The sequence below is a fragment of the Pedobacter kyungheensis genome (genome assembly GCF_000812965.1).
GTDB classification, from domain to species: Bacteria; Bacteroidota; Bacteroidia; order Sphingobacteriales; family Sphingobacteriaceae; genus Pedobacter; species Pedobacter kyungheensis.
Genome location: NZ_JSYN01000027.1, coordinates 185,121 through 208,202, shown reverse-complemented (window position 1 = coordinate 208,202; position 23,082 = coordinate 185,121). Strand labels below are relative to the sequence as shown.

Genomic DNA, 23,082 nt, shown 5'->3' with positions numbered 1-23,082 from the left:
TAAAATAGGTCTGTTAAATTCAATTTCTTTTAAATAATCTCAAAGGCTATAGTTAGCCTGTCAGAAAAAGAAAAGACAATCAATTTAGTTTATCAGTCAGGGTTTGTGGTGTATAACCAAATGTATTAAAACTTGCAGGTTTTAGCAAAATCTATTCTTTGCTCAAAAATGTTTTTTCATGGTTGAAATAGAATCCCTATAATTGCTTATTATTTAAAATTAACATGATACAAAGAATACAATCGATATGGCTTTTCTTAGCCGCTTTTACCCTGATTTTAATGTTGTTTTTACCTGTTGCCAGCAAAGAAATCGGAGGAACAGAATCAGCAATATACACAAGCGGACTGTTTCAGATTATTGCCGGAAAAGCAGGTTCACCTTTTAAAATCATATCATTTTTACCTTTACTGATTACCAATATTGCTGTTGCAATTATTTGTTTCATTAATATCTTCAATTTCAGAAAACGCAGTTTTCAAAAACGCTTTGCCATTCTTTCGATTGTGTTAATTGGCGGCTTTGCTTTCTGGTGCAGCATTTATGCTAAAAAACTACCGGGCGGTATTGAAGGTGCTACCTTTGGTATTGGTGCTTATCTACCAGCTCTGGCTATATTATTTATTGTATTGGCCATCTTCGGGATTAATAAGGATGAAAGATTAATCCGTTCGGCTGAGCGGTTGAGGTAATGTTTCAGCGGGCTCAAACAATTTGGTTATCATTAGCATCTATTATATTGGTTGCTATGTTCTTTTTCCCAATCGTTATTATACAGGAGCCCCATTCATTTTACTGTAATATTTTTTCTGTTACAGGAATAGAAAGACATGGGTGTTTCTCCTCAACTTTCAGTAGCAGCTACATCTTTTTGACGATCTATATTGCGATAGTTCTTTTGTCTTTTATCAGCATTTTTAATTTCAAAAACAGAAACAGACAGAAGTGGATTGCCATTATTTCAATACTTCTAATTTTTGTCTTTATTATTTTGTGTTGCATTAATATCTCACAATTACCTGGCAACTTAATTGATGTATACGTAGGTGTTGGTTCTTATTTACTCGCATTTGCGATAATATTTATTATACTGACCATCTTGGGGATTAATAAAGATGAAAGATTAATCCGTTCGGCTGAACGGTTGAGGTAGCTAGCTATATATAAATACCGCTCAACGCAACCAGTTGATAACTTCCTAAACAGGATCGTCATTTCGACTGAAGCCAACCGTTTTTCGCGGTGGCGAAACGGAGAAATCTTTTCAAGTTAGATTTCTCGACTCGCTGCGCTCCGCTCGAAATGATGGATTTGGTGTGGGCTTCACCAGTAAACCATTACAATCACACCTGTCATTCCAATTCCTTTGTTTTTCTAAAACTGACTTCTAGAAATGACGATATTGAAGGAAAGCTATGTCGCAAACCCACTGTTTTCTAAATCTAACATCTGGAATGCGCCGTTTTTACCGCACCTTCCCTCCCCCGTTTTCCATCTTCCATCATCCACCATTCATTACCTCCTTATTACCAAATAATTAAGCTTAAAAACTATTTACCTGACTACCTGTGAAATACGAAATATTAACCGTACCTTTGCGGCTCAATTAAAAAATAAAAAGACGAATGACAAACCCATTTCAATTATTGGGGATAAGTGATGACGTCGTTAATGCCGTAAAGGACCTTGGATTCGAAAATCCAACGCCTATTCAGGAGCAAAGTATTCCTGTACTGTTAGAAGGCACTAATGATTTTGTTGGTTTGGCCCAAACAGGAACAGGAAAAACAGCCGCATTTGGTTTGCCGCTGTTAGAACTAATCGATTTTAAAGTAAATAAACCACAGGCATTGATTTTATGCCCTACCCGTGAGTTGTGTTTACAAATCGCTAACGACCTTAAGAACTTTTCTAAAAACATTGCTAATGCCCACGTAGTTGCCGTTTACGGTGGCGCGAACATTATGCAACAACTACGCGAAATACGCCAAGGCGTTCAAATCGTAGTGGCCACGCCCGGCCGTATGTTGGATATCATTGGCCGTAAAGCCATTGATTTCTCAAACGTTAAATATGTTGTGCTTGATGAAGCTGACGAGATGTTGAACATGGGTTTCCAGGACGACATCAACGACATTTTATCAACTACCCCTGATGACAAAAAAACCTGGTTATTCTCGGCTACCATGCCGTCGGAAGTTCGCCGTATTGCCAAAAACTATATGGATAACCCGATCGAATTAACCATGGGCACCAAGAACACAGGTAACGTAAACATCGATCACGAATACTATATTGTTCGTGCACGTGATAAATACGCAGCCTTAAAACGTATTGTAGATTTTAACCCCGATATTTTCGGTGTTGTTTTCTGCAAAACGAAATTAGATACTCAGGATATTGCTGAGCATTTAATTAAAGATGGTTACAATGCTGATGCACTACACGGCGATTTATCGCAGCAACAACGTGACAAGGTAATGCAACGTTTCCGCGAGCGTAACATGCAATTGTTAATTGCTACTGATGTTGCCGCACGCGGTATCGACGTAAACAATGTAACGCACGTAATCAACTATTCTTTACCTGATGAGATTGAAAGTTACACCCACCGTTCAGGCCGTACCGGTCGTGCTGGTAAAACCGGTGTTTCTATCTGCATCATCAACTCTAAAGAACTGGGTAAAATCCGTCAGTTAGAGCGTATTATTGGTAAACAATTTACCAAAGCTGAGCTGCCTACCGGTTTTGATGTTTGCGAAAAACAATTGTTCTCTTTGGTACATAAAGTACATAATGTAGAGGTTAACAATGAGCAAATCGATCAGTACATTCCACGTATTATGGATGAATTTGCTGATTTAACCAAAGAAGAAGTAATTAAACGTTTTGCTTCTTTAGAGTTTAACCGTTTCTTAGATTATTATTCGAAAGCACCTGATTTGAATGCTGCTGTAGGTGATGATCGTGGTGAAAGAGGTGAGCGTGGCGAAAGACGCGGACGTGGTAGCGAAGGTTACACTCGTTTGTTTATCAATTTAGGTTCTGTAGATGAGTTTACCCGCGGCGATATGTTATCATTTATCTGTAACAACGGAAAAATTGGTGGCAAGAGCGTTGGTAAAATTGATTTAAAAGGTGTTTTCTCTTTCTTTGAAGTAGAAGATGCAGTAGCCGACAAAGTTTTTGAAGGCTTTAAATCAGTTGAATTTAACGGTCGTCAGGTACGTATCGAAAGAAGCGGCGAAGGCGGTGGCGAAAGACGCGGTGGCGGCGAAAGACGTAGCGGTGGTTTCGGCGGTGAACGCAGAGGCAGCGGTGGTTACCGTGGCGGAAACGGCGGTGGCGACAGAAGAAGTTCTGGCGGTAGCGGACGTAGAGAAGGCGGAAGCCGTGATGGTGGTGGTTTCAGAGATTTTTCTGGCCGTAGCCGTGAAGATAAAGGTGGCAACGGACGCAGAGAAGGCGGGAGCGGTGAGCGCCGTAAAAAATGGTAAATCACTAAACCAAATATTTTTACAAGCCGTCCTGATTTTTCAGGGCGGCTTTTTTTTTGCAATTAACATGCTGTTAATCGCTACCCGGGATGCGTTCCGATGGAACGGCCTGAGAGCTTTCCTGTCCTGAACATTTATCAGGAACTGACATAAACCGGTCCTCTCTTTTCTTCATTTCATCTTAAATCCTTATAGAGAAAAAATATCCCATTTCTAACATAAATAAAGCCTGTTTTTCATATAAAATCAGCCCATAAAGCCTTATATTTAACGTTTATTGTACAACCAAATATTATGCGTTATTTAAAGCTTTATATTACTTTTTTCCTGTTAGCTTCAGGCTTCAATTTATCTGCCCAACAAGCCGCTTCAAACCAAAAAATGCAATGGTTTGCCGATGCCAAGCTGGGTATTTTTATTCACTGGGGTATTTATTCGGTTAACGGTATTTCCGAATCGTGGTCGTTTTTTAACAACTACATTAACCACGATGCCTACATGAAACAGCTTAATGGTTTTAATGCTGCCAAATACCAGCCTGCAGAATGGGTAAATTTGATTAAAGAAAGTGGCGCAAAATATGCGGTAATTACCACAAAACACCATGATGGTGTGGCTCTTTGGGACAGTAAAATGCCAAATGCTACCACAACAGTAAAACATAGTGCAGCCAAAAAAGATTTAATTACGCCATTTGTGGCCAATCTTAAAAAATCGGGCTTAAAAACCGGATTATATTTTTCGTTACCCGATTGGAGCTATACCGATTATGACGGTTTTACACGCGACCGTAAGCGTTATGATTACAAACAGGATCCTACCCGTTTTAAAAAATTTCAGAATTATTTTCAGGGTCAGTTAAACGAACTTTCCAATCAGTACAATCCGGATTTAGTATGGTTTGATGGCGACTGGGAACATAGTGGTGAAGAATGGCAGGCTAAAAACATATTGGAAAACCTGCGTAAGGTAAATCCAAACGTCATCATCAATTCGCGTTTAAATGGTCATGGCGATTACGATACCCCCGAACAAGGTGTGCCGGTAGTAAGGCCTGCTTCGCCAGAGTGGGAATTGTGTTACACGATTAACGATTCGTGGGGATACCAACCTTACGATAACCACTACAAATCTCCAAATATGATTATCCGCACCCTGGTTGATTGTATCAGCATGGGCGGTAATTTATTGCTCGATATCGGCCCCAAAGCTGATGGAACCATTGCGTCTGAGCAGGTTAATATTTTAAAAGGCTTAGGCCGCTGGACTCAAAAACATGCTGAAGCCATTTATGGTACACAGGCTGGGATTCCTCAGGGTCACATTGATGGAAAAACCACTTTATCTAAAAATAAAGATGTTTTATACCTGTATCTCGATTATAAAACCGAAAATGGCATTTTACTATCGGGAATTAAATCGAAAATCAACAAAATTGAAGTAGTTGGCAACAAAGCACAGCCCTATATCATTAAATTAAATGAGACAGATTATCTCCTTAATTTTAAGGAAGCAGATTTCGACAGTGACGTAACCGTTGTAAAAGTATCGTTAAATGGGCCTATCCAGCTGGCTGAAGAAAAACAGGAAACCCTTTCGCTGGCAAACCTATATGCTGCACCAAAACAACGTGGCTTAACCAATTTAAACCTGAGCAAGCTGGCCATGAACTTAAATGCCGGTATAAATATATTTCAAAACACCAGTTTACCTGCTGATGGCTTAGACTTTAACCCAGGCATGAAAAATGCAGATCAAAAGATTAGCAACTGGATAATTAAAAATGCTGAGGCGCTTTACAAAACCGGCAAAGGCATACCAGCTGGTCATTATCAAGGCAATACTGCCCTTTCTGCCGATAAGCAAACCCTTTATCTTTTTGTTGAAGGGAAACCAACAGGTCCTATTGCCATTAAAGGTTTAAAGAATAACATTAGCCGCATCAGGGTAGTTGGCGAAGGCACCATGCTTAACCACGAAATTTATAACAAACTGTACTGGAGCAAGATACCCGGCATTGTGTACATTCCGATACCGGAAGATAAATTAGATAGCGAATTAACCGTAATTGCCGTACTGCTGGATGGCCCGATTGATTTGTACCGGGAAAAAGTTGGGGCAATAGAAAGCAATTTATAATTATTTAACAAATGTAAAATAGTTAGCGCACTTTACGATTATCCTTAAATTGCATTACTTTCGCACATCATGCAGGCAAAATATATCTCATATCAGGAAACCGGATCATTTTCAAAACTGGTTTTAGATTATATTAACAACGAAGAACAGCTTAGGGCTTTTTACAGTTACCGTCCTGATATGGCGGGTTTAGCCAATGCAATGGAACGTAGAAATTTTCTGGGTAACCGTACTACTTTGGTGCAGGTTCTGCAGGATCAGTACCAGCATTTACAGCCCAATAAGTCGGTTACCAAAAACATCGAGCTTTTAGGTCTCGACAATACATTTACCGTAACAACCGGTCACCAGTTAAATTTATTTACCGGTCCGCTTTATTTTATTTACAAAATTGTAACTACCATCAATTTAGCCATTGAGTTACAAATTGCACATCCGGATAAAAACTTTGTACCTGTTTACTGGATGGCTACCGAAGATCATGATTTTGATGAAATTAACCACGTAAGTGTTGATGAGAAAAACATCAGCTGGATACAACAAACCAATGGTGCAACAGGCAGGTTAAGCACTAAAACCGTGGCCGCAGCGGTAACTGCATACAAAGGTTATCTGGGCATTTCGAAAAACGGAAAACGCATTGCCAAACTGGTTGAGCAGGCCTACCTGCAACACGATAACCTGGCTGATGCTACCCGATTTTTGGTGAATAACCTGTTCGAAAAATATGGACTGGTGATTGTAAACGCCGATGATGCCCGCCTGAAAAAACAATTTGCCAACATCATTGCCGAAGATATTGTACACCACAACAGTGCCCGTAATATTGACACAAGTTCTCAAAATCTGGAGGATTTAGGTTATAAAACGCAGGTAAACGGCCGTGATATTAATTTCTTTTACCTGAACGATAATCTGCGCGAACGCCTGATTTTTGAACAGGGCAAATACCGGGTAAACCATACCGATATCAGTTTTACTGAAACTGAGCTTTTAGCTGAAATCGAATCTCACCCCGAGCGCTTTAGTCCGAATGTGGTAATGCGTCCTATGTACCAGGAAGTGATTTTACCTAACATTGCCTACATTGGTGGTGGTGCAGAAGTAGCTTACTGGATGCAGCTGAAAGCCAATTTCGATTACTACAAAGTAGATTTTCCGGTTTTACTGTTGCGCAATTCGGCTTTGCTGATTGATAAACGCAGTGCAGAGAATTTGTACAAACTAGGCTTTTCTTTAGAAGATATTTTCCTGCCGGTTGAAGAGCTTAAAAACATTTGGGTTAAGCGCAATACCACTGCCCAACTCAGTCTAGCCGACGAAACCCGGGCCATCAACAGCATTTTCGACCAGATTAAGCTGAACGCTTACAAAATAGATAAAACTTTATCGGTATCGACTGATACGGCCAAGCAACGTACCAACCATTTGCTGGCCAACTTGGAAAAAAAACTGTTCAGGGCCGAAAAACGCAAGCACGAAATGGCGCTTTTACAGATAGACAATGTTAAAAAACGACTTTTCCCGAATGGCACATTGCAGGAGCGCATACTTAATATTGCACCCATGTACGTGAATTATGGAGAGGATTTTCTATCCTCCTGCATAGAAAACTTTGAACCTTTAGGCGGTGATTTTACCGTGTTGCTACCTTGAGCTGAAAGCTAAAAGACTAAAGCTTAAAGCAAATTTTCTTGATTCTTGCTACCTGATACCAGATAATTTAAACAATGAACTTCATCACCTTTTCTGAAACCAACCTGAGAGCATTTACCTACAGCGTATTTAAAAAAATGGGCTGCTCCGATGCACATGCCGAATTAGCGACCGATGTTTTGATCCGCTCTGATTTGCGTGGTATCGATTCGCACGGCGTTGCCCGTTTGAGTGGTTACGTCAGGCTTTGGGAAAAGAAACGGATTAATGCTACTCCTGATATTAAAATTGTGCACGAAACTCCAACCACAGCTACCATCGATGGCGATGCCGGATTAGGTTTGGTTGTGGCGCCTTTTGCCATGCAGATAGCGATAGAAAAGGCCGAAAAATATGGCAGTGGATGGGTATCGGTAAAAAATTCGAACCATTACGGCATTGCCGGTTACCATGCTTTAATGGCGGTGGAAAAAGATATGATTGGGATTAGCATGACCAATGCCAGCCCGCTGGTAGCCCCCACCTATGCCAATGAGCGTTTGTTGGGTACCAATCCCATGTGTTATGCTTTCCCGGCAGGTAAATATCCACCTGTTATTGTTGATATGGCCACTGCCGCAGCAGCCAATGGTAAACTGGAAATTGCACAACGTGCCAACAAAAGTATTCCCGATGGTTGGGTACAGGATAAAGCAGGCGAAAGCTCAACTAATCCTAACGAACTGAAAAACGGCGGCTCGCTGTTACCACTGGGTAGCGATAAAGACCACGGAAGCCACAAAGGATATGGTTTGAGTGCTACAGTTGATATTTTATCGGCCGTGCTGTCAGGAGCCAATTATGGTCCATGGGTTCCGCCGTTTGTGGCTTTTTTAGAGCCTTCGGCAAATCCGGTGGGAGAAGGGCTGGGTCACTTTCTGGGTGCCATGCGCGTAGATGGTTTCAGGCCGGCAGCGGATTTTAAAAACCACCTGGATAATTGGGTTGAGCGTTTTAAAAGTGCAAAAACCATCGATCCGGATAAAAAAGTAATTATTCCGGGTGAGCCAGAGCACGAATTTGAGCAGGAAAGAAAAATTAGTGGTATTCCGCTTATTGACGTAGTGGTTAACGACCTGAATGAACTGGCAGAGAAATTGGGAATTGAAGGGCTGAAATAATCACGCTTCATTAATTTTATCCATTGGTTGATGCCCCACCAATCGGCTCTATTGTTATAAATGTCGGTCGGTGAGACACCGACCGATAGGATTATAAAGATTAAGAAACAAAAAAGCCGCAAAACTAACCAGGTCTTGCGGCAACATGTACGATTATAACCCATCATACAAGGGCTGAGAATTATCTTTATGGTTTTACCGTTAGGGTTTCTTTTAACTGCAGTTCGCGGCTTGATGACCCAATCATCACCCTGAAATCGCCGGGTTCAATAACTGTTTTCAGGTTAGCATCTAACATCTGCAGCATTTCGGGTGTAATTTTAAAACTGATGGTTTTGCTTTCACCTGCCTTAAGTTTAACGCGTTCAAATCCTTTAAGTTCTAAAACCGGACGGACCACAGTTGCCAGCATATCGCGCAGATACAACTGTGCTACTTCCTCGCCATCTTTGGTGCCTGTATTTTTAAGGGTAAAGCTTACGGTAGTGCTTTCATTCTCTTTAATGGCTTGCTTAGCCAATGCAATATTGCTGTATTCGAATGTGGTATAACTTAAACCATAACCAAAAGGGAACAATGGTTCTCCACTTAAATTATTGTAATCGTCGCCTCTACCTGTTGGCTTGTGGTTATAAACCAACGGCAATTGCGCTTCATGCACCGGATAAGTAATTGGTAGTCTGCCGGCAGGATTGTAATCGCCGAATAAGGTCTCGGCTACAGCAGTTCCGCCTTCTTCACCCGGATACCATACATTTAAAATAGCCGAAGCATCGTTGATCCAGTTGTCCATCGTTATCGCACTCCCTCCTACCAATAATACCACTACAGGTTTACCAGTTTTAGCCATTTCCTGAATCAGTTGTTCCTGATTGCCAGGCAAACTCAGCATGGCACGATCTAAAAACTCTCCTTCCTTTATTCCTGCGGCAACTACGATGACATCGGCATTTTTAGCCATTGTTTTGGCTTCCTCCAGTAACTGTGCTTCTTTATCTTCAACACCATAATTCCAGATTAATTTGATGTAGGCATTACCTTTTGGCTCTTTAAACTCGATTTTAACCGGATAAGCTTTACCTGCTTCAAAATTAAAGCCTTCGGTACGTGTATGGTAAGAAGCTTTGTCCCACTGATCGATAATCAGCTTTCCATCCAGATACAGCCTATAACCGTCGTTTCCTGCTAAACCGATTTGATAGGTACCTGCTTTTTGCGCTTTAATTTCTCCTTGCCATCTCACCGAATAATTATCGGTTGCCAGTTTCTCGTTGGGCGAATAGAGCGTCCACATGAAATCGATTTGTTTATCGGTTCTGGTTAATACGGGCTTACCGGAAAGATCAGTAGTGTTAAAATATTCACCGGTTAATCCTTTGCCGTTTTTCGAACTCAGAAATGTAGAATCGATTACTGTATACTTTTTACTTTCCCTAAAACTTCCCTGGGCATAATTTACCTTCACCAAATCACTAGCCCTGGATTTGATTCCATCTAGGATGCTGATTTTACCAATCCCGGTTCCACTATATCCCCCCAAACGAGCTTCTACAGCATCTTGCCCCAATACCAGGATATTTTTGGCTTGCTTTAGCGGCAATACATTTTGATTATTCTTTAACAATACGAAGGATTCTAAAGCCGATTTTTTAGCCAAAGCCTTAGCCGATAAATCAGTAAGCGAAGCTTCTGCCTCCTTTTCTGAAACATAAGGGTTCTCGAACAATCCCAATTCGAACTTAGCCCTTAAAACCCTCGAAACGGCATCATCAATCCGTGCCTTTGGAATACTTCCATCTAAAAACGGTGGTTTAAAAAGTTTGTAATGTTCATATTCCACCTGAAAAATAACATCAAGACCACCATTTAAAGCCTGTAAGGTAGATTGTGCATAGTTTTTTGAGGTATTATGCAATACATTTGCCCCACCTACTGCACCTGCATCAGAGATCACAAAACCTTTAAAACCCCAATCGTGTTTTAAGGTTTTGGTTAAAAGCCAGTAATTGGAAGTTGCAGGCGTTCCGTCGACACTGTTATAAGAAGTCATTACAGAACGGATACCTGCCCTTTTTACTCCTGCTTCAAATGCCGGGAAGTGTATTTCGCGTAAAAATCTTTCCGTTTTCTGAATGGGATAACTGTCTCTGCCCCCATCGCCAACGTTAGCAATCAGGTGCTTTGGTGTTACCACCACATTTTCTTTTTCGATAGCATTCATAAATGCGGCGCCCATCACTTTGGTGAGGTAAGGATCTTCGCCATAAGTTTCTTCTACACGTCCCCAGCGTACATCCTCGGCCATGTTGATTACGGGAGCTAATACATCTCTTATACCCCTCACTTTAGCTTCGTATGCTATCCGTTTGCCAATCTGAGCCATAATTAGCGTATCAAACGTTGCAGCTAAGCCAATTGACTGCGGAAAAGCTGTTGCATTTTTGCGCACCAAACCGTGTAAAGCCTCGTCAAACACCAGCATCGGGATGCCGAGGCGGGTATTGTTAACCAGGTAACGTTGTAACTGATTCACTTTTTTAGCCAGGGTAAGGGCATTCTCGGTAGTATTGTAGCTCAACAGTTGCTGGGCTTCTCCTGCTCCGCCCGATTGCGCACTAATTTGCAAGCCAAAAATTCCGTTTTTATAATGGCCTTTTGCAATTCCATCTACATCGCCAGGCACCATAAACAATTGCCAGAATTTTTCTTCAGGCGTCATTCTCGATACCAGATCTTTAACCCTTAAATCGATACTGAGTTTAGGATTTTTGTAAGGTAGGTTCTGCACGTTTTTATTTTGCGCACAAACACCAGCTGATAATAATAATGCTGAAAGTAAAAAGGTATTTCTTTTAAGGTTAAACATCATTATTCGGTTTCGGGGGTAAACGAAAAGGCCAGTGCAATATGCTCGTCGGTTTTAGGGAAGTCGAAATGTACCTTACCATCAACCAGTTTCCATTTTATTTTTTGGTTATTGCTTAGCAGTGTAATGGCTGTTCCTTTTTTAGGAATGCTGCCTTTCCACGAAATTTCTTTAACAGGATTATTATCCACTAAGCTGATGCCATATACCGTTTTACCATCTTTACTCTGCGTAAACCAGTTTTGGCCGTCATGATAGTTTTTGGTGATCCTTGTGCCATAGATAGCGGCACCATTTTTTGCTGTCCACTGTCCTACTTCGCCTAGTCTGGCAATTACATTATCGGGTAAAGTTCCATCGGCTTTGGGGCCGATACCTAAAAGCAAGCTTCCGCCTTTAGCCACAATCTCGACCAGTTTATGTACCACTTCTCGTGCTGGTTTATACCTGTCGTTCGCTACAAAGCCCCAGGCACCACCTAAAGTCATACAGCTCTCCCAGGGATAATCCAGCTGTGTTTCCGGGATTTTCTGCTCTGGCGTTTGGTAATTTTCGTACTGACCATGTACCGTACGATCAACCACAATTAAACCCGGGTGTGCCTTTCTGGCATCAGCAGCGATCTTCGGCATATCAATGTCCTGACTCCAATCCGGAATTGGCGCCCCCCATGAAAGTACTTCTTTGTTCACACTCGCGCGTGGACGTACCCAACCACCATCGAGCCACAAAATATCAATACTACCATAATTGTTCATCAACTCGCCAATCTGGTTCTGGGTAAAGCTTTTAAACTGGTTCCAGCGCCATGGGTTCTTTCTGATGTCGTAATTATTGTTCCTGTTGGCTGTGGCATATTTATCCCACCAGTAGTACTGCGAATGCCAGTCGGGTTTAGAAAAATAAGCACCAATCATGAAGTTTTCTTTGCGGAAGGCTTCGAATACATATTTGGCCACATCCTTTCTGGGATTGCTGGCAAAAGGACCTTTGGCAATACTAAAATCAGATTGTTTGGTATCGAACATGGCAAAACCATCGTGGTGTTTGGTGGTAAAAACCAGGTATTTCATACCGGCACTTTTACCTGCCTTAGCCCATTGTTCGGGGTTAAATTTGGTTGGGTTAAACTTTTCGCTAAAGCCCCAATACCATTTTTTATAGTCTTCGTATTTAATGGTACTATCCCGGTCTATCCAATCCTCAGAGCAGATCGACCACGATTCGATAATACCTGGTACGGCATATAGCCCCCAGTGGATGATCATCCCAAATTTTTTATCCTGCCATGATTCGAGCTTTTGTTTAACGGCAGCATCTTTAGGCCATTCGTAAATTTCGGACTGCGGCATAATATCGTTTTGCTGGGCAGAAACATTTAATGCAATCAGACCAAAACAGAAGAGGAGGTAGTTTTTAAATTTCATTTGTGTGTTGTTTATTTTTAAATGGTGATGAAACCACCATTAAGTATAAAAATCCCGGCCATATTATTGACCGGGATATTTATGGATTAAATTATTTCGGATTAAGGCATCCAGTAAACTTTCTTTTGAATCTGAACTTCTGGTCCTACGTTACCCCCAATTGCAGACAAATTTGCTGAGTTATTGGTTTTTTCATCATCAGGATAAGGCAATCTGTTGTAGGTTGTAGGGTTATAACTTGCATCTTTTGGAGTTAATCCGGTACGCCTAACTGTACACCAGGTTTCTACGGCATTAAACATGCTGGCCAACCATGATTGGGTAATTATCTTTTTATAATTTCCGGCTACATCACCAGGTGTAAACTTAACTGCCGGGTTATTGGTAAATACATCAATTTGCGCTTGAGTAATCGGCCCAGGTTTGGCTGCTGTTGGCCAAATTGATGTGGTATTGCTATTTACAGTAGTATACCAAAAATTAACAGAGGCCCGCATACCTAAATTGTATTCTGTTTCTGCCAAAGCCTGGTTTGCAGCAACACCGATACCTTGATTGTAGGCCTCGGCTTTTAAGAAATGTACATCAGCTTCTGAAATGATTACATAAGGGAAGCTCTGAAAATCACGAACAAGGTAATAGTTAAATGAAGCAAACTTATTATCTGGATCGGTACCTGGAGCCATTGGTGCATTAGCCGATGTATTTGGGTATGGTGTACCACCATCAGCAACGGTTCCGTTTTGTGGCTGAGGTATCCATTTCCCAGCATTATTTGGCATAAACCATACTTTATAACGTGGGTCGAAGAAACCCGAACCATCATCAGCATTGGTTGACGACATTTTCGCAAACACATTAGAACTCATCCTGATATTTGAAACGGAAAGCTCACGAAATGCATACCAAAAACGATCGCCATAATCCGGACTATTAGGCACTACAACCAAAGGATAGCTACCATAGTTACTTTTGTATAATGCGGTTAGGTCCTGATCGTTTGGCAATGGATAAGTTGACGGATTGCCCAGAATTTCTACAATAGCGGCTTTAGCTTTGGTTTGTAGATTGGTTTTACTTAAACGCACCGCATAGCGCAACCGAAGCGCGTTACCAAATTTTTTCCAGGCAACAAAATCATTCGCCAAAAACGACTCATAAGTGCCGATTGAGCTTTGATTTGCTCCTCCAACTCCTTCAACAGCTGCCTTTAAATCATCTAAAACACTGCTGTAAACCGCTTCTTCTTTATCGTATTGTGGTTTATAATTGGCGGCACCTTCTGTAGCAATACCCGCCTGGCTATAAGGTATATCTCCGTAGCGATCTAACATCGATAAGGTTTTTTGAGCCATTAGAATATTGGCCATATACTTTACATTGTTATAAACATCAGGGTTTGGCGATGAGCTGATTAATTTTAACAGTTGTTTGTAGTCTGCCAAATCGGAATAATAAGTACTCCAAAACGAGGTAATATAATTGGTGTAAGGCAAATTTCTATTCTGAACACCCTGCTGATTTGTAATTGGCATAAACAAACCCGTATATATCGTATAATCCTCTTGCGTTGCCCGTTTAGCCAGGTTATTAAAAAAGCCTGCAGGAGTAGCTGTAGAAACAGTTGCATCTTTATACGGCATATTTAATTCTTCGAAACCCTTTTTACACGATACCATACCAGCCATTAGCGATATGCCAAGTACCGTGTGGATTATTTTATGTTGAATTTTCATGTCTTAATGTTTTAGATTATTAAAATGAAGAACGTATCGTGAAACCAAACGATCTTGTTTTTGGTAATGAATCGTACTCAATTCCCTGCATATTACCTATACTGTTTACTCCTTCCGGATTTAATCCTTTAGGTATAGTGGTAAAAATGTAGAAGAGGTCTCTTCCTACTAGGGAAAGTGATAGATTTTGAATAAACCGGGTTTTTTGAATGAATTTTGCAGGAACCTGATAAGTTAGTGCCACCTCTCTCAGTTTCATCCAGGAATTTTTAAATACTGCTGCAGAACGGGGTACTCCAAGGTGATTCCATGCAGAGAAGGTACCCTGATAATACCACTGATAATTAACTACATCTGTATTTCGTGTACCATCGGCAAATACACCATCCAATATAACCCCAGTATTAGCACGTGTTCCGTCAGGATATACTAAAGGTAAGCCACCGCCGTTACGTTCTTTTAGCGTCTCCTCCAGGTTTCCACTTCCCATTCCTGCAGCATAAGAACCAAAAAAAGTATCACCACCAATTTTCGCATCGGCCAATACATATAATGAAAATGCTTTGTACTTAAAGGTATTTGTAATACCTCCCGTTAAAAATGGCTGAGAGTTACCAATTGCCACCTCACCATTGGTTAACACCCATTGGGTACCGGCATAATAACTTTTCCCATCAACAGTATATTGTAAAGGTAAACCATCAGTTCCCACTGCACGTTTTACTACTTTACTGCCATTCATATAAGTGAAATCCTTACCATACAATGTTCCATAATAATCGCCAACCTGAACGCGTTGAGAAATACCATTTCCACCAAAGAAGTTACCCAAGGTTAAGGTATTTACACCATCTTGTAAGGCCAAAACTTTGGTTCTGGCATGTGAGCCACTAATCGATACATCCCAGCTAAAATCTTTTGTTTTGATGGGAGACCCACTAACAATAAACTCAAAACCGGTATTACCTAATGATCCTGTATTAATTTTAACATTGCTAAAACCAGACGATAAAGCCAATGGATTATCCAAAATCTGGTTATAAGTTTTCATCGAATAAGCGGTTAAATCAACATTCAACCTGTTTTTAAAGAAACCAAGAGACACACCTCCTTCGTAAGATCTGCTTCGCTGAGGTTGAACTCCTTCAAACTTTAATGTTCCAGGCAAACTCTGAGCCTGCTGACCATTATTGGTAGATACATCTAAAACATTAAAAATGGTATAAGGATCGGTATCAGAACCCGTTTCGGCATAAGAGAATTTCAGTTTACCAAAGCTTAACCACGGCAAACTGTTTTGAATACCTTTAATACCATCCGTAAATACATAACTTAAATTAGCAGCCGGGTAGAAGTAAGAATTTGCACCATTCGCCAATGTACTCGACCAGTCGTTACGTGCCGTAGCCTCTAAAAACAGGTAGTTTTTATAAGAAAGGTTTAAGAAACTGTATGCTGAGTTGATTTTTTTGGCATATTTAGTCTCTTCTGGTTGAGGAACAGGATTTGAGCCATTATTTAAGGCAAAAACAAAGGGTTTTACTAAATTACCATCGGTTCTGTTACTCGATATATAGTCATTTCTGTAATACCTTTCCACACCAGCAGTTAAACTGGCATTAATTTCTTTACCAAATAGGTTGTCTTTATGTAAACGTGCAAAAGCTTGTAAATTGGTCGATAAATTTTTTGCCTGTGCTAATTTGTAAGCACCATTAGCCTGTCCTAATATATCAGTTGGCTGGTTTTTTACTGTAGTAACATCATTCGAATTATCAACACCACCCTGAGCGGTAACGTTTAAGAAATCGGTTAAATCGGCCATTAACTTCATACCCCCGGTTAAGCCATTCCGGTTAAAAACGGTATTGTTATTAAATGCATTCCAATACTGGTTGGCTATATAACCTCCGCTGTAGGGATAAGCTGGAGAACCTGCCGGAAAATTACTTGAGGTTAGCACATCCTTACGGGTATTGTTAGGGCCATAAGTGTTGTCAAAATCAACATAGGGATTGTAATCTCTCGGCATCGAATAAATTACACCTCCCAAATAGCCGGCACCAACCGACGGAGCATTTAAACGCGTGAAATTTACATAGCTTGCCGTAACCTCAGCACTTAGTTTTTTAGAAACTTTTAAAGTAGAGCCCAGGTTAAAGGTATTAGACTGCATATTACTATTAAGTATGTTGGCTTTGGTGTCATTTCTGGTATAGGAAAGACGGCCGGTAGCATTGTCACTTCCTCCAGAGATAGCCACATTATGAGTTACTACAGAACCATCGGGAAAAAATGCTTTCCAGTTATCAGGTTGTGCAGAATAAGGTCTTAACACGCCATCATAATTTAAGATAGGCTGATTATCAAACCTTGGACCCCACGACTGGCTTCCAGGATAACTGAAATACGCATCTGTTAATTTACCATTAGGATAAGGAACAGTACCAAAAGAATTACTTAAATAGGTTCCTGTTGGGTTATAACTGTTTCCAATCTGGTAACGTTGTCCTGCCGTGTTTGTCGGAAACATTTTACTATTATCGGCAGTTAGCATTGAAGCAACACCACCCTGACCATATTCATTTTGAAAATTCTGAATTTCGTATGGATTGGTATGTCGGTAAGAATAATTGTAATCAACGCCCAAACCCGGTCTGTTACTACCTTTTTTGCGGGTAATTAAGATCACACCATTACCACCCCTTGCACCATATAATGCCGCTGCTGCCGGGCCTTTTAACACCGTAATATTTTCAATATCATCCTGATTGATAAAGTTCAATCCTGTACCCCAGTCATTATTTGATGAAACATCGGCACCAGTATTACCTGCTACAGATGAACCGCTGTTACCGTTCACATTGGCCGGATCGTTATTTATCGCCACTCCATCTACAATAATCAAGGCGCGGTTATCTCCTGTTAATGAAGTATTTCCACGCACAACAATCCTCGATGACCCACCTTCTACACCACCACCTGATTGAGAGATTTGTAAACCAGCTACTTTACCCATTAAACCCTGGGCAATAGTTGGTGCCTGACCAATAGTCAGGTCTTTACCAGCCACTTCCTGAGTAGAGTAACCTATAGCTCTTTTTTCTTTTTTAATGCCAAAGGCGGTTGTAACCTGAACTTCATCCAGACTGTTTGAAGAAGATTCGAGCCTGACATTGATCGTTGAAGATGCACCAACGGTAACTTCTTTTGAAAGATAGCCGACAGACCTGAAAACAAGGATATTTCCTTCTGCAGCTGCGATAGTGTATTTACCGCCAGCATCGGTCTGTGTGGCTTTCGTAGTGCCTTTAATTGTGACACTTACACCTGGCATTGGGCCAGACGCCTCCACTACCGTCCCGGTAATGGTTTTTTGTGCAAAAGCAGTTATTGCTAAAAAATTTAACAATAAGATACTTAGGCACGCTAAGTACATTTTTTTCATAATGGTTTGGTTTAGATTAGTTAATGTGGTTCGTAACTTAATTGGGGTAATGTTTTTTACTTTATCATATATATAGTGTTTAGTTAAAATTTATATCTCTTTAATTTTATTTTTAATTATTCAAACAGGCTATTTTCTACCATTAAGCTTGCTGCAGCTAATAATTCAGCTTCGTTGGTTAGTGTAGAAAACTTAATATCTGTTTGTTCGGCGATACGGGGAATACAAAATTCGTTCAGTGCCTGTTGTATTGGCGGAAGCAGCATTTTACCTGCCTTGGCACCCTGCCCGCTTAAAACGATGCGCTCTGGATTTAAAATATGGATTAAAGTAGCCACACCTTTACCGATCTTAAAAGCGGCATCGGCCAAAATAGAAATGGCAACCGGATCTTGTTTGATAACTGCATGCAAAAAGTGATCGACATGGCTTTTACTTTCATCCTTAAATAAAGTTCTTAAACTTGTTTCTTCTCCATTTTCTACGGCAGCTTCTGCTTTTTGCACCATTACCAGCAGCGATGTTTCTACTTCCAAACAACCGCGTTTACCGCAAGAACATAAGGCGTTTGACTCTGATAGCGGAATATGACTAAATTCGCCGGCATAGCCGCTGCTACCCCGGTATAATTTACCGTTAATGATCATCCCTAAACCTGTTCCGAGGCCTATATTAACTACCAACACATCCTTTAAGTTCCTTGCTTCTCCAAAATTCAATTCTGCCAGGGCAATCAAGCTTGAGTCGTTATCGATATAAACAGGTAAGTCTAATTGTCTCGATAAATAATCCTGCAAACTGATATCTCCATCAACCTGCATAAAAGAATAGTTTACGCCACGTTCTACATTCACAAAACCTGGCATTCCTACACCTACTCCCAGTAAATACGTTTTATCAATCTTTGATTTACTGATACTTTCGTCAATAAAAGCAATTAGCTTGTCAACACTTTTACCTTCAGCCATATCCAAATCGATAGTCTGCGTAGGCAAAACCTGGTGGTTTGACAAATCATAAATGGTTAACTGTGTGGTTAACTGATCCATGGCTACTGCGATTATATACCTTTTATAGTTAGGGTTTAATAAAAAATTCAATGCGCGACGGCCACCCGTAGAGGGGGCTAATCCTTGCTCTATAATTAAACCATCTTCTATTAAAGCATTAACAGTGGATGTAATTAACGGCAAGCTTTTTTTTGTGCGTTTACTCAAATCAGTTAGGGACGATTTTTTTTTATAGTAAAGCAGCTTAATGATGTCGGCTCGTAATCTCTGGGCTTTCTTAATGGTTGCTGACATTTTTCGTTTGGTTTATATAAATATATAAAAAAATTAAAAGAAATCAAATCTTTTTAAAAAAATTAAAAAGAAATCGAATTTAAGGCAATATAATGCATTATTTGAATAGCCTATTAAAAATTTAGTGCCGAAGTTTAGATGGAAATAGGTAATCAGGCAGCATAACAAATACGCAGAACCTATTGTTCGGCAATAGATAAATGCTCATCATCATCCTTATAGGGTAAATATAAAATGATCAGCGTTAGCATTTCATCTATACTTTTCATTTCTCCGCCCCCATAAATATTCCTGGGTGGATTGAAGGAATTTTTAGGGTTATTGCTCGAATTGTCATATGTTCCCTCAATAACCAAATAAGAATCTTTAGGTATGATGACAGGTTTTTGATATTTATAAAGTTCCTGCCAGTTAAAATCCCATTTGGGAATGGATATTAATTTAATAGTATCTTTTTCCGGAGTAATAGCGTAGGCTTTAAAATCTTTTCCAAGCAAGTGCATATGAGGCCAAACACCTAAAACCGATTGCTTTTCGGGATTAGTTATTTTCAATTGAAAAGTGCGAACACTATCTGCAGGAATCATGAAATAAGGCGTGATCTCCTCTTCTGCTATCCCACCAGAACCAAGATTTACCACATCAATAACCCGTTCAATAGGTTGTTTTGTAAAGAAAAAATTAATTGAAGAAAAATCAACTTCATCTTTTCCTGTCGGCGCATAATGCATGGTTAAAAGAATTACTCCTCTTTTAGGCATTATCCACCCAATATTTTTGGGATACGATTCATACTTCGTACCTGGAATCCATCCTCCATAGTAGATCATATTGCTTTTATACACATTGTAAGCTGAAAAATCTTCATTAGTTTCTCCAACAGTTGTGTTTATATATTCCGGAGACTTATCTAACGGAATACCATCAGGTACATCGTAAATTGCAAAATTTGCATGATGAATTACCTTTCTATTTTTTGAAACGAATTCAATTGCTTCAACATTTTGCATTTGATCGAATTGGAAAGGAATTTTAAAAACAATGAATCTTTCCTTATTATCTCCTTTAATATCAAAATTCCGAGTCATACTCAAAACAGCATCAGCTTTTCGTTTATAACCTGTTCCAGTATGATATTGACTTAAGATGGAGGCTGCAAGTTTATTTGGGCTACCTAGCGGCATTTTATCATCAATCCAATCAATTATGATTTTTTTTTCGTGGTCTGTTAGCTTTCTATTTCCCTGAAATGGAGTTTCAGTATAATGATCATCTGCCTTCCAGGGTGGCATATATCCGGATTTTATTACTTTTTTAATAAAAGAGGCTCTCTTAGCCACATCTTCATAAGAAATTAAAGGAAATGGCCCTGCCTCACCCACCCGATGACAGGATGTACATTTAGTATAAATTATTGGAGCAATATCTTTATAAAATGTATTTTTTTGAGCATAAGCAAAACTTAAATTTATTAAAAACAAAATTGCTAAAATTCCTTTTTTCATGTACTAAATATCATTGATATAACAACCTATTGGCTTGGTATTGTTAACGGCAGCCTTTTTATTTATCTCAAGAGCCTCCATTGCGTCGGTAAGGAAATGTTTGGAAACAATTTGCCTTTGCTGTCCCAATTCTATTATTTTATCATCTATTAAGCCAGAATAAGCAACACCGCCTTTTTTATCTAACAAAACAACTTCTGGTGTAACCGATGCTTTTAATAAATGAGTTAGCAATTTCTTTTCATCCATAACAACTGCAAAGGTCAATTTATAATCTCTTACAAAAGCCTTTACCTCTTTTACAGAATAAGATTTACCAGGAAATACACCTACCAATTCGTATTGTGTATACGTTTTTTTTATCCTATTAAGCTCCGGTATATAATTCCTGCATAATGGACATTCAGGCGAAAGAAAAACAAACACCGTATTTTTATAATTTTTTATCGGTTGTTTGGTGGTAATGGAGATTGGGTTAATTACCCTCACTTTAGCCCATAAATCTTTTCTCTGAACACTTCCAAGCTGCCCTAATGTTTTATCCGTAAAAATGAAACAGAACAGCACAAAAACGCAGAATACTTTATAGTTTTTCATTTTTCAAATAATTAAAATGGCCGGTTATACCGGCCATTTTATATTTAATAAAGATAATAATAACTTATGGCATATCCCACCAAACACGTCCTTTAACATCAGTTGGCTGCCCAAAGTAAGATTCTTTGGCCATATCTGCGATTGCATTCTGCTTATTGGTAAAATTTGCGTCTCCAGCTATCGGGAAATTGATTACAAAACGTCTTGGAATAGCTTGTACTTGCCCCGAGAAAGTAAAATCTTCCAATACCAATGCTGTTTGCGCATTTGGCATACCTGTTCTTTTAAGCAATGCCCAACATTCATTGTAGTTTTTATAGAAATTCAGGTACTGCTGGATTAAAATTTGCTCTAGTCCTTTTGCAGGGTTATAAACAATTTCTGGTTTAGCTTTATAATTTGCAACCGCATTAGTTCCTAAAGCGGCATAATCGGCTAAGCCTGCTGCTTTAGCAATTCTATCGTAAGTAATGATAGAGGCATCAATACCTTTGTTATACCAGTCGGAAGCACTTTCGGTCGTTATATTTCTTGCCGCAAGTTCTGCACGCAACAAGCAAATATCAGCATAAGTTAAAATTAAAAATGTTGCTGAACCTGTTCCTGAACTTAGTGCTGGTGTAAACATACGATACTGAATTGCAGATATTGTATCTAAGTTTCCGCTCTTTATCACAACCGGGCTAAAGAACTTTTGCTTGGCAGGAATAGTATTTGCATCCGGGCTTGTAAACTGACCATAATATCTTCTTGTATCATAAACTGAACTGGCAGGAATTTTACCTTCGCTTTTTGCGGCATCAAAATTTTCCTGAGTCCATGAATTTTTTTGATAAAACAATGGCAACCTGGGGTCTTCATTTCTCCACATAAAATCTACTGTACCGTTCGCACCATATGCACCCGAAGCACTAACATCCCAGTTACCGGTTCCTATAAAGTTACTACCTGCTTTTAGCGACCAGTCATCATCTGGCGACGACATCAAATCGGCTGCATTATTTGTTAATATATCGGTAACAATTGCTTTTAGTTTTGCGGGATCTTTTTTAGATAGACGCATGGCTATCAGTAAGCGCAAACTGGTGGCAGCTTTAATCCATTTAGGTATTGCACCCTGAAAATATAAATCATTATTACCTAAACTAACCTGAGGCACAGCTGGCTGAGCTTTTAAAGCAATTACAGCGTTTTTTAATGTCTGCTCAAAAATATTGTATAAATTTTGCTGACTATCGTAAACCGGGGTAAATGTTCCGTTATACCTAGCTTGAAAAGCTTCTGTATATGGGATACTTCCGTTACCATCTGTTACAAACCACGCTTCATAAACCCTCATAATTTCAGCAATGGTTTTCATCTGTGCATACCTTGGTTTCTGATCGTCAGTAAGCTTATCTATCGTTTTTTGAACATCAACTAAAAGATCACCAGAACTATTATAGAAACGACCATATCTCTGATTTATATTACCTATTCCATCTGTTATAGTACTTGTATTACCGGTTAAGCTAACCATTTGCCTTGTCCACCTTGAAACCCCTCTATAATTTTCATAGAAGGCTTCAAAACTATCATCATGCCAATTGGTTACGGCTTTAGTAAAGAGTGGCTCGGGTGCAATTGTAATAACCGCGTCAGGGTTCGTATTATATTCAGCAAATTTTTCCTTGCTGCAAGAGGATATTAAAAGTGCAAAGCTTAAAAATGCAGACACTTTAACAACATTATATTTTGAATATTTCAT

14 protein-coding genes are annotated in these 23,082 nt (G+C 39.7%); 6 read left to right on the top strand and 8 right to left on the bottom strand.

Features of this window, described 5'->3' with window-relative positions:
• Positions 1-224 precede the first annotated feature (224 nt).
• The 6 genes from OC25_RS20630 to OC25_RS20610 all read left to right on the top strand — a co-directional run bounded on the left by OC25_RS20630 (position 225) and on the right by OC25_RS20610 (position 8,452).
• Positions 225-692 carry a DUF4293 domain-containing protein gene (locus OC25_RS20630; protein ID WP_039479947.1) on the top strand — a complete coding sequence of 156 codons (468 nt, stop codon included), beginning with the start codon at positions 225-227 and terminating at the stop codon, positions 690-692.
• Entirely contained in the window at positions 692-1,153 is a 462-nt protein-coding gene (locus OC25_RS28560) for a DUF4293 domain-containing protein (protein WP_082018672.1), read from the top strand. Before OC25_RS20630 ends, OC25_RS28560 begins: the two co-directional genes overlap by 1 nt.
• Positions 1,154-1,625: 472 nt before the next feature.
• Positions 1,626-3,497, top strand: coding sequence for a DEAD/DEAH box helicase (locus OC25_RS20625; protein WP_039479946.1), 1,872 nt, complete (start codon positions 1,626-1,628; stop codon positions 3,495-3,497).
• A gap of 294 nt (positions 3,498-3,791) precedes the next feature.
• On the top strand, positions 3,792-5,636 hold the full coding sequence (locus OC25_RS20620) for an alpha-L-fucosidase (protein ID WP_039479945.1): 1,845 nt from the start codon (positions 3,792-3,794) through the stop codon (positions 5,634-5,636).
• Positions 5,637-5,705: 69 nt separating this feature from the next.
• Complete coding sequence (bshC, locus tag OC25_RS20615) at positions 5,706-7,292, top strand: bacillithiol biosynthesis cysteine-adding enzyme BshC (protein WP_039479944.1); 1,587 nt, start codon at positions 5,706-5,708, stop codon at positions 7,290-7,292.
• Positions 7,293-7,366: 74 nt separating this feature from the next.
• On the top strand, positions 7,367-8,452 hold the full coding sequence (locus OC25_RS20610; RefSeq protein ID WP_039479943.1) for an Ldh family oxidoreductase: 1,086 nt from the start codon (positions 7,367-7,369) through the stop codon (positions 8,450-8,452).
• Positions 8,453-8,639: 187 nt separating this feature from the next.
• On the opposite strand, the gene OC25_RS20605 is transcribed toward OC25_RS20610, so the two are convergent.
• From OC25_RS20605 to OC25_RS20570, 8 genes are all read right to left on the bottom strand, one after another.
• A complete protein-coding gene (locus OC25_RS20605; protein ID WP_245222106.1) occupies positions 8,640-11,321 on the bottom strand; it encodes a glycoside hydrolase family 3 N-terminal domain-containing protein in 2,682 nt (893 codons plus the stop codon).
• Positions 11,321-12,745, bottom strand: a complete 1,425-nt coding sequence (locus tag OC25_RS20600; protein WP_039479941.1) for an alpha-L-fucosidase — start codon at positions 12,743-12,745, stop codon at positions 11,321-11,323. Before OC25_RS20600 ends, OC25_RS20605 begins: the two co-directional genes overlap by 1 nt.
• Positions 12,746-12,846: 101 nt before the next feature.
• A complete protein-coding gene (locus OC25_RS20595; protein WP_039479940.1) occupies positions 12,847-14,481 on the bottom strand; it encodes a SusD/RagB family nutrient-binding outer membrane lipoprotein in 1,635 nt (544 codons plus the stop codon).
• A gap of 19 nt (positions 14,482-14,500) precedes the next feature.
• Positions 14,501-17,929 carry a SusC/RagA family TonB-linked outer membrane protein gene (locus tag OC25_RS20590; protein ID WP_052266356.1) on the bottom strand — a complete coding sequence of 1,143 codons (3,429 nt, stop codon included), beginning with the start codon at positions 17,927-17,929 and terminating at the stop codon, positions 14,501-14,503.
• Between the two features lie 116 nt (positions 17,930-18,045).
• Entirely contained in the window at positions 18,046-19,233 is a 1,188-nt protein-coding gene (locus OC25_RS20585; protein ID WP_039479939.1) for an ROK family protein, read from the bottom strand.
• A 179-nt stretch (positions 19,234-19,412) separates the two neighbouring features.
• Positions 19,413-20,738, bottom strand: a complete 1,326-nt coding sequence (locus tag OC25_RS20580) for a calcium-binding protein (RefSeq protein WP_039479938.1) — start codon at positions 20,736-20,738, stop codon at positions 19,413-19,415.
• Positions 20,739-20,741: 3 nt separating this feature from the next.
• Positions 20,742-21,335: a redoxin domain-containing protein gene (locus OC25_RS20575; protein ID WP_052266355.1), complete on the bottom strand. Its 594-nt coding sequence runs from the start codon at positions 21,333-21,335 to the stop codon at positions 20,742-20,744.
• Positions 21,336-21,399: 64 nt separating this feature from the next.
• Complete coding sequence (locus tag OC25_RS20570; RefSeq protein ID WP_167335421.1) at positions 21,400-23,082, bottom strand: SusD/RagB family nutrient-binding outer membrane lipoprotein; 1,683 nt, start codon at positions 23,080-23,082, stop codon at positions 21,400-21,402.

Coding starts and splice junctions, on each gene's coding strand:
- OC25_RS20630 (WP_039479947.1), top strand. CDS start 225: ATGATACAAAGAATACAATCGATATGGCTTTTCTTAGCCGCTTTTACC.
- OC25_RS28560 (WP_082018672.1), top strand. CDS start 692: ATGTTTCAGCGGGCTCAAACAATTTGGTTATCATTAGCATCTATTATA.
- OC25_RS20625 (WP_039479946.1), top strand. CDS start 1,626: ATGACAAACCCATTTCAATTATTGGGGATAAGTGATGACGTCGTTAAT.
- OC25_RS20620 (WP_039479945.1), top strand. CDS start 3,792: ATGCGTTATTTAAAGCTTTATATTACTTTTTTCCTGTTAGCTTCAGGC.
- bshC (WP_039479944.1), top strand. CDS start 5,706: ATGCAGGCAAAATATATCTCATATCAGGAAACCGGATCATTTTCAAAA.
- OC25_RS20610 (WP_039479943.1), top strand. CDS start 7,367: ATGAACTTCATCACCTTTTCTGAAACCAACCTGAGAGCATTTACCTAC.
- OC25_RS20605 (WP_245222106.1), bottom strand. CDS start 11,321: ATGATGTTTAACCTTAAAAGAAATACCTTTTTACTTTCAGCATTATTA.
- OC25_RS20600 (WP_039479941.1), bottom strand. CDS start 12,745: ATGAAATTTAAAAACTACCTCCTCTTCTGTTTTGGTCTGATTGCATTA.
- OC25_RS20595 (WP_039479940.1), bottom strand. CDS start 14,481: ATGAAAATTCAACATAAAATAATCCACACGGTACTTGGCATATCGCTA.
- OC25_RS20590 (WP_052266356.1), bottom strand. CDS start 17,929: ATGAAAAAAATGTACTTAGCGTGCCTAAGTATCTTATTGTTAAATTTT.
- OC25_RS20585 (WP_039479939.1), bottom strand. CDS start 19,233: ATGTCAGCAACCATTAAGAAAGCCCAGAGATTACGAGCCGACATCATT.
- OC25_RS20580 (WP_039479938.1), bottom strand. CDS start 20,738: ATGAAAAAAGGAATTTTAGCAATTTTGTTTTTAATAAATTTAAGTTTT.
- OC25_RS20575 (WP_052266355.1), bottom strand. CDS start 21,335: ATGAAAAACTATAAAGTATTCTGCGTTTTTGTGCTGTTCTGTTTCATT.
- OC25_RS20570 (WP_167335421.1), bottom strand. CDS start 23,082: ATGAAATATTCAAAATATAATGTTGTTAAAGTGTCTGCATTTTTAAGC.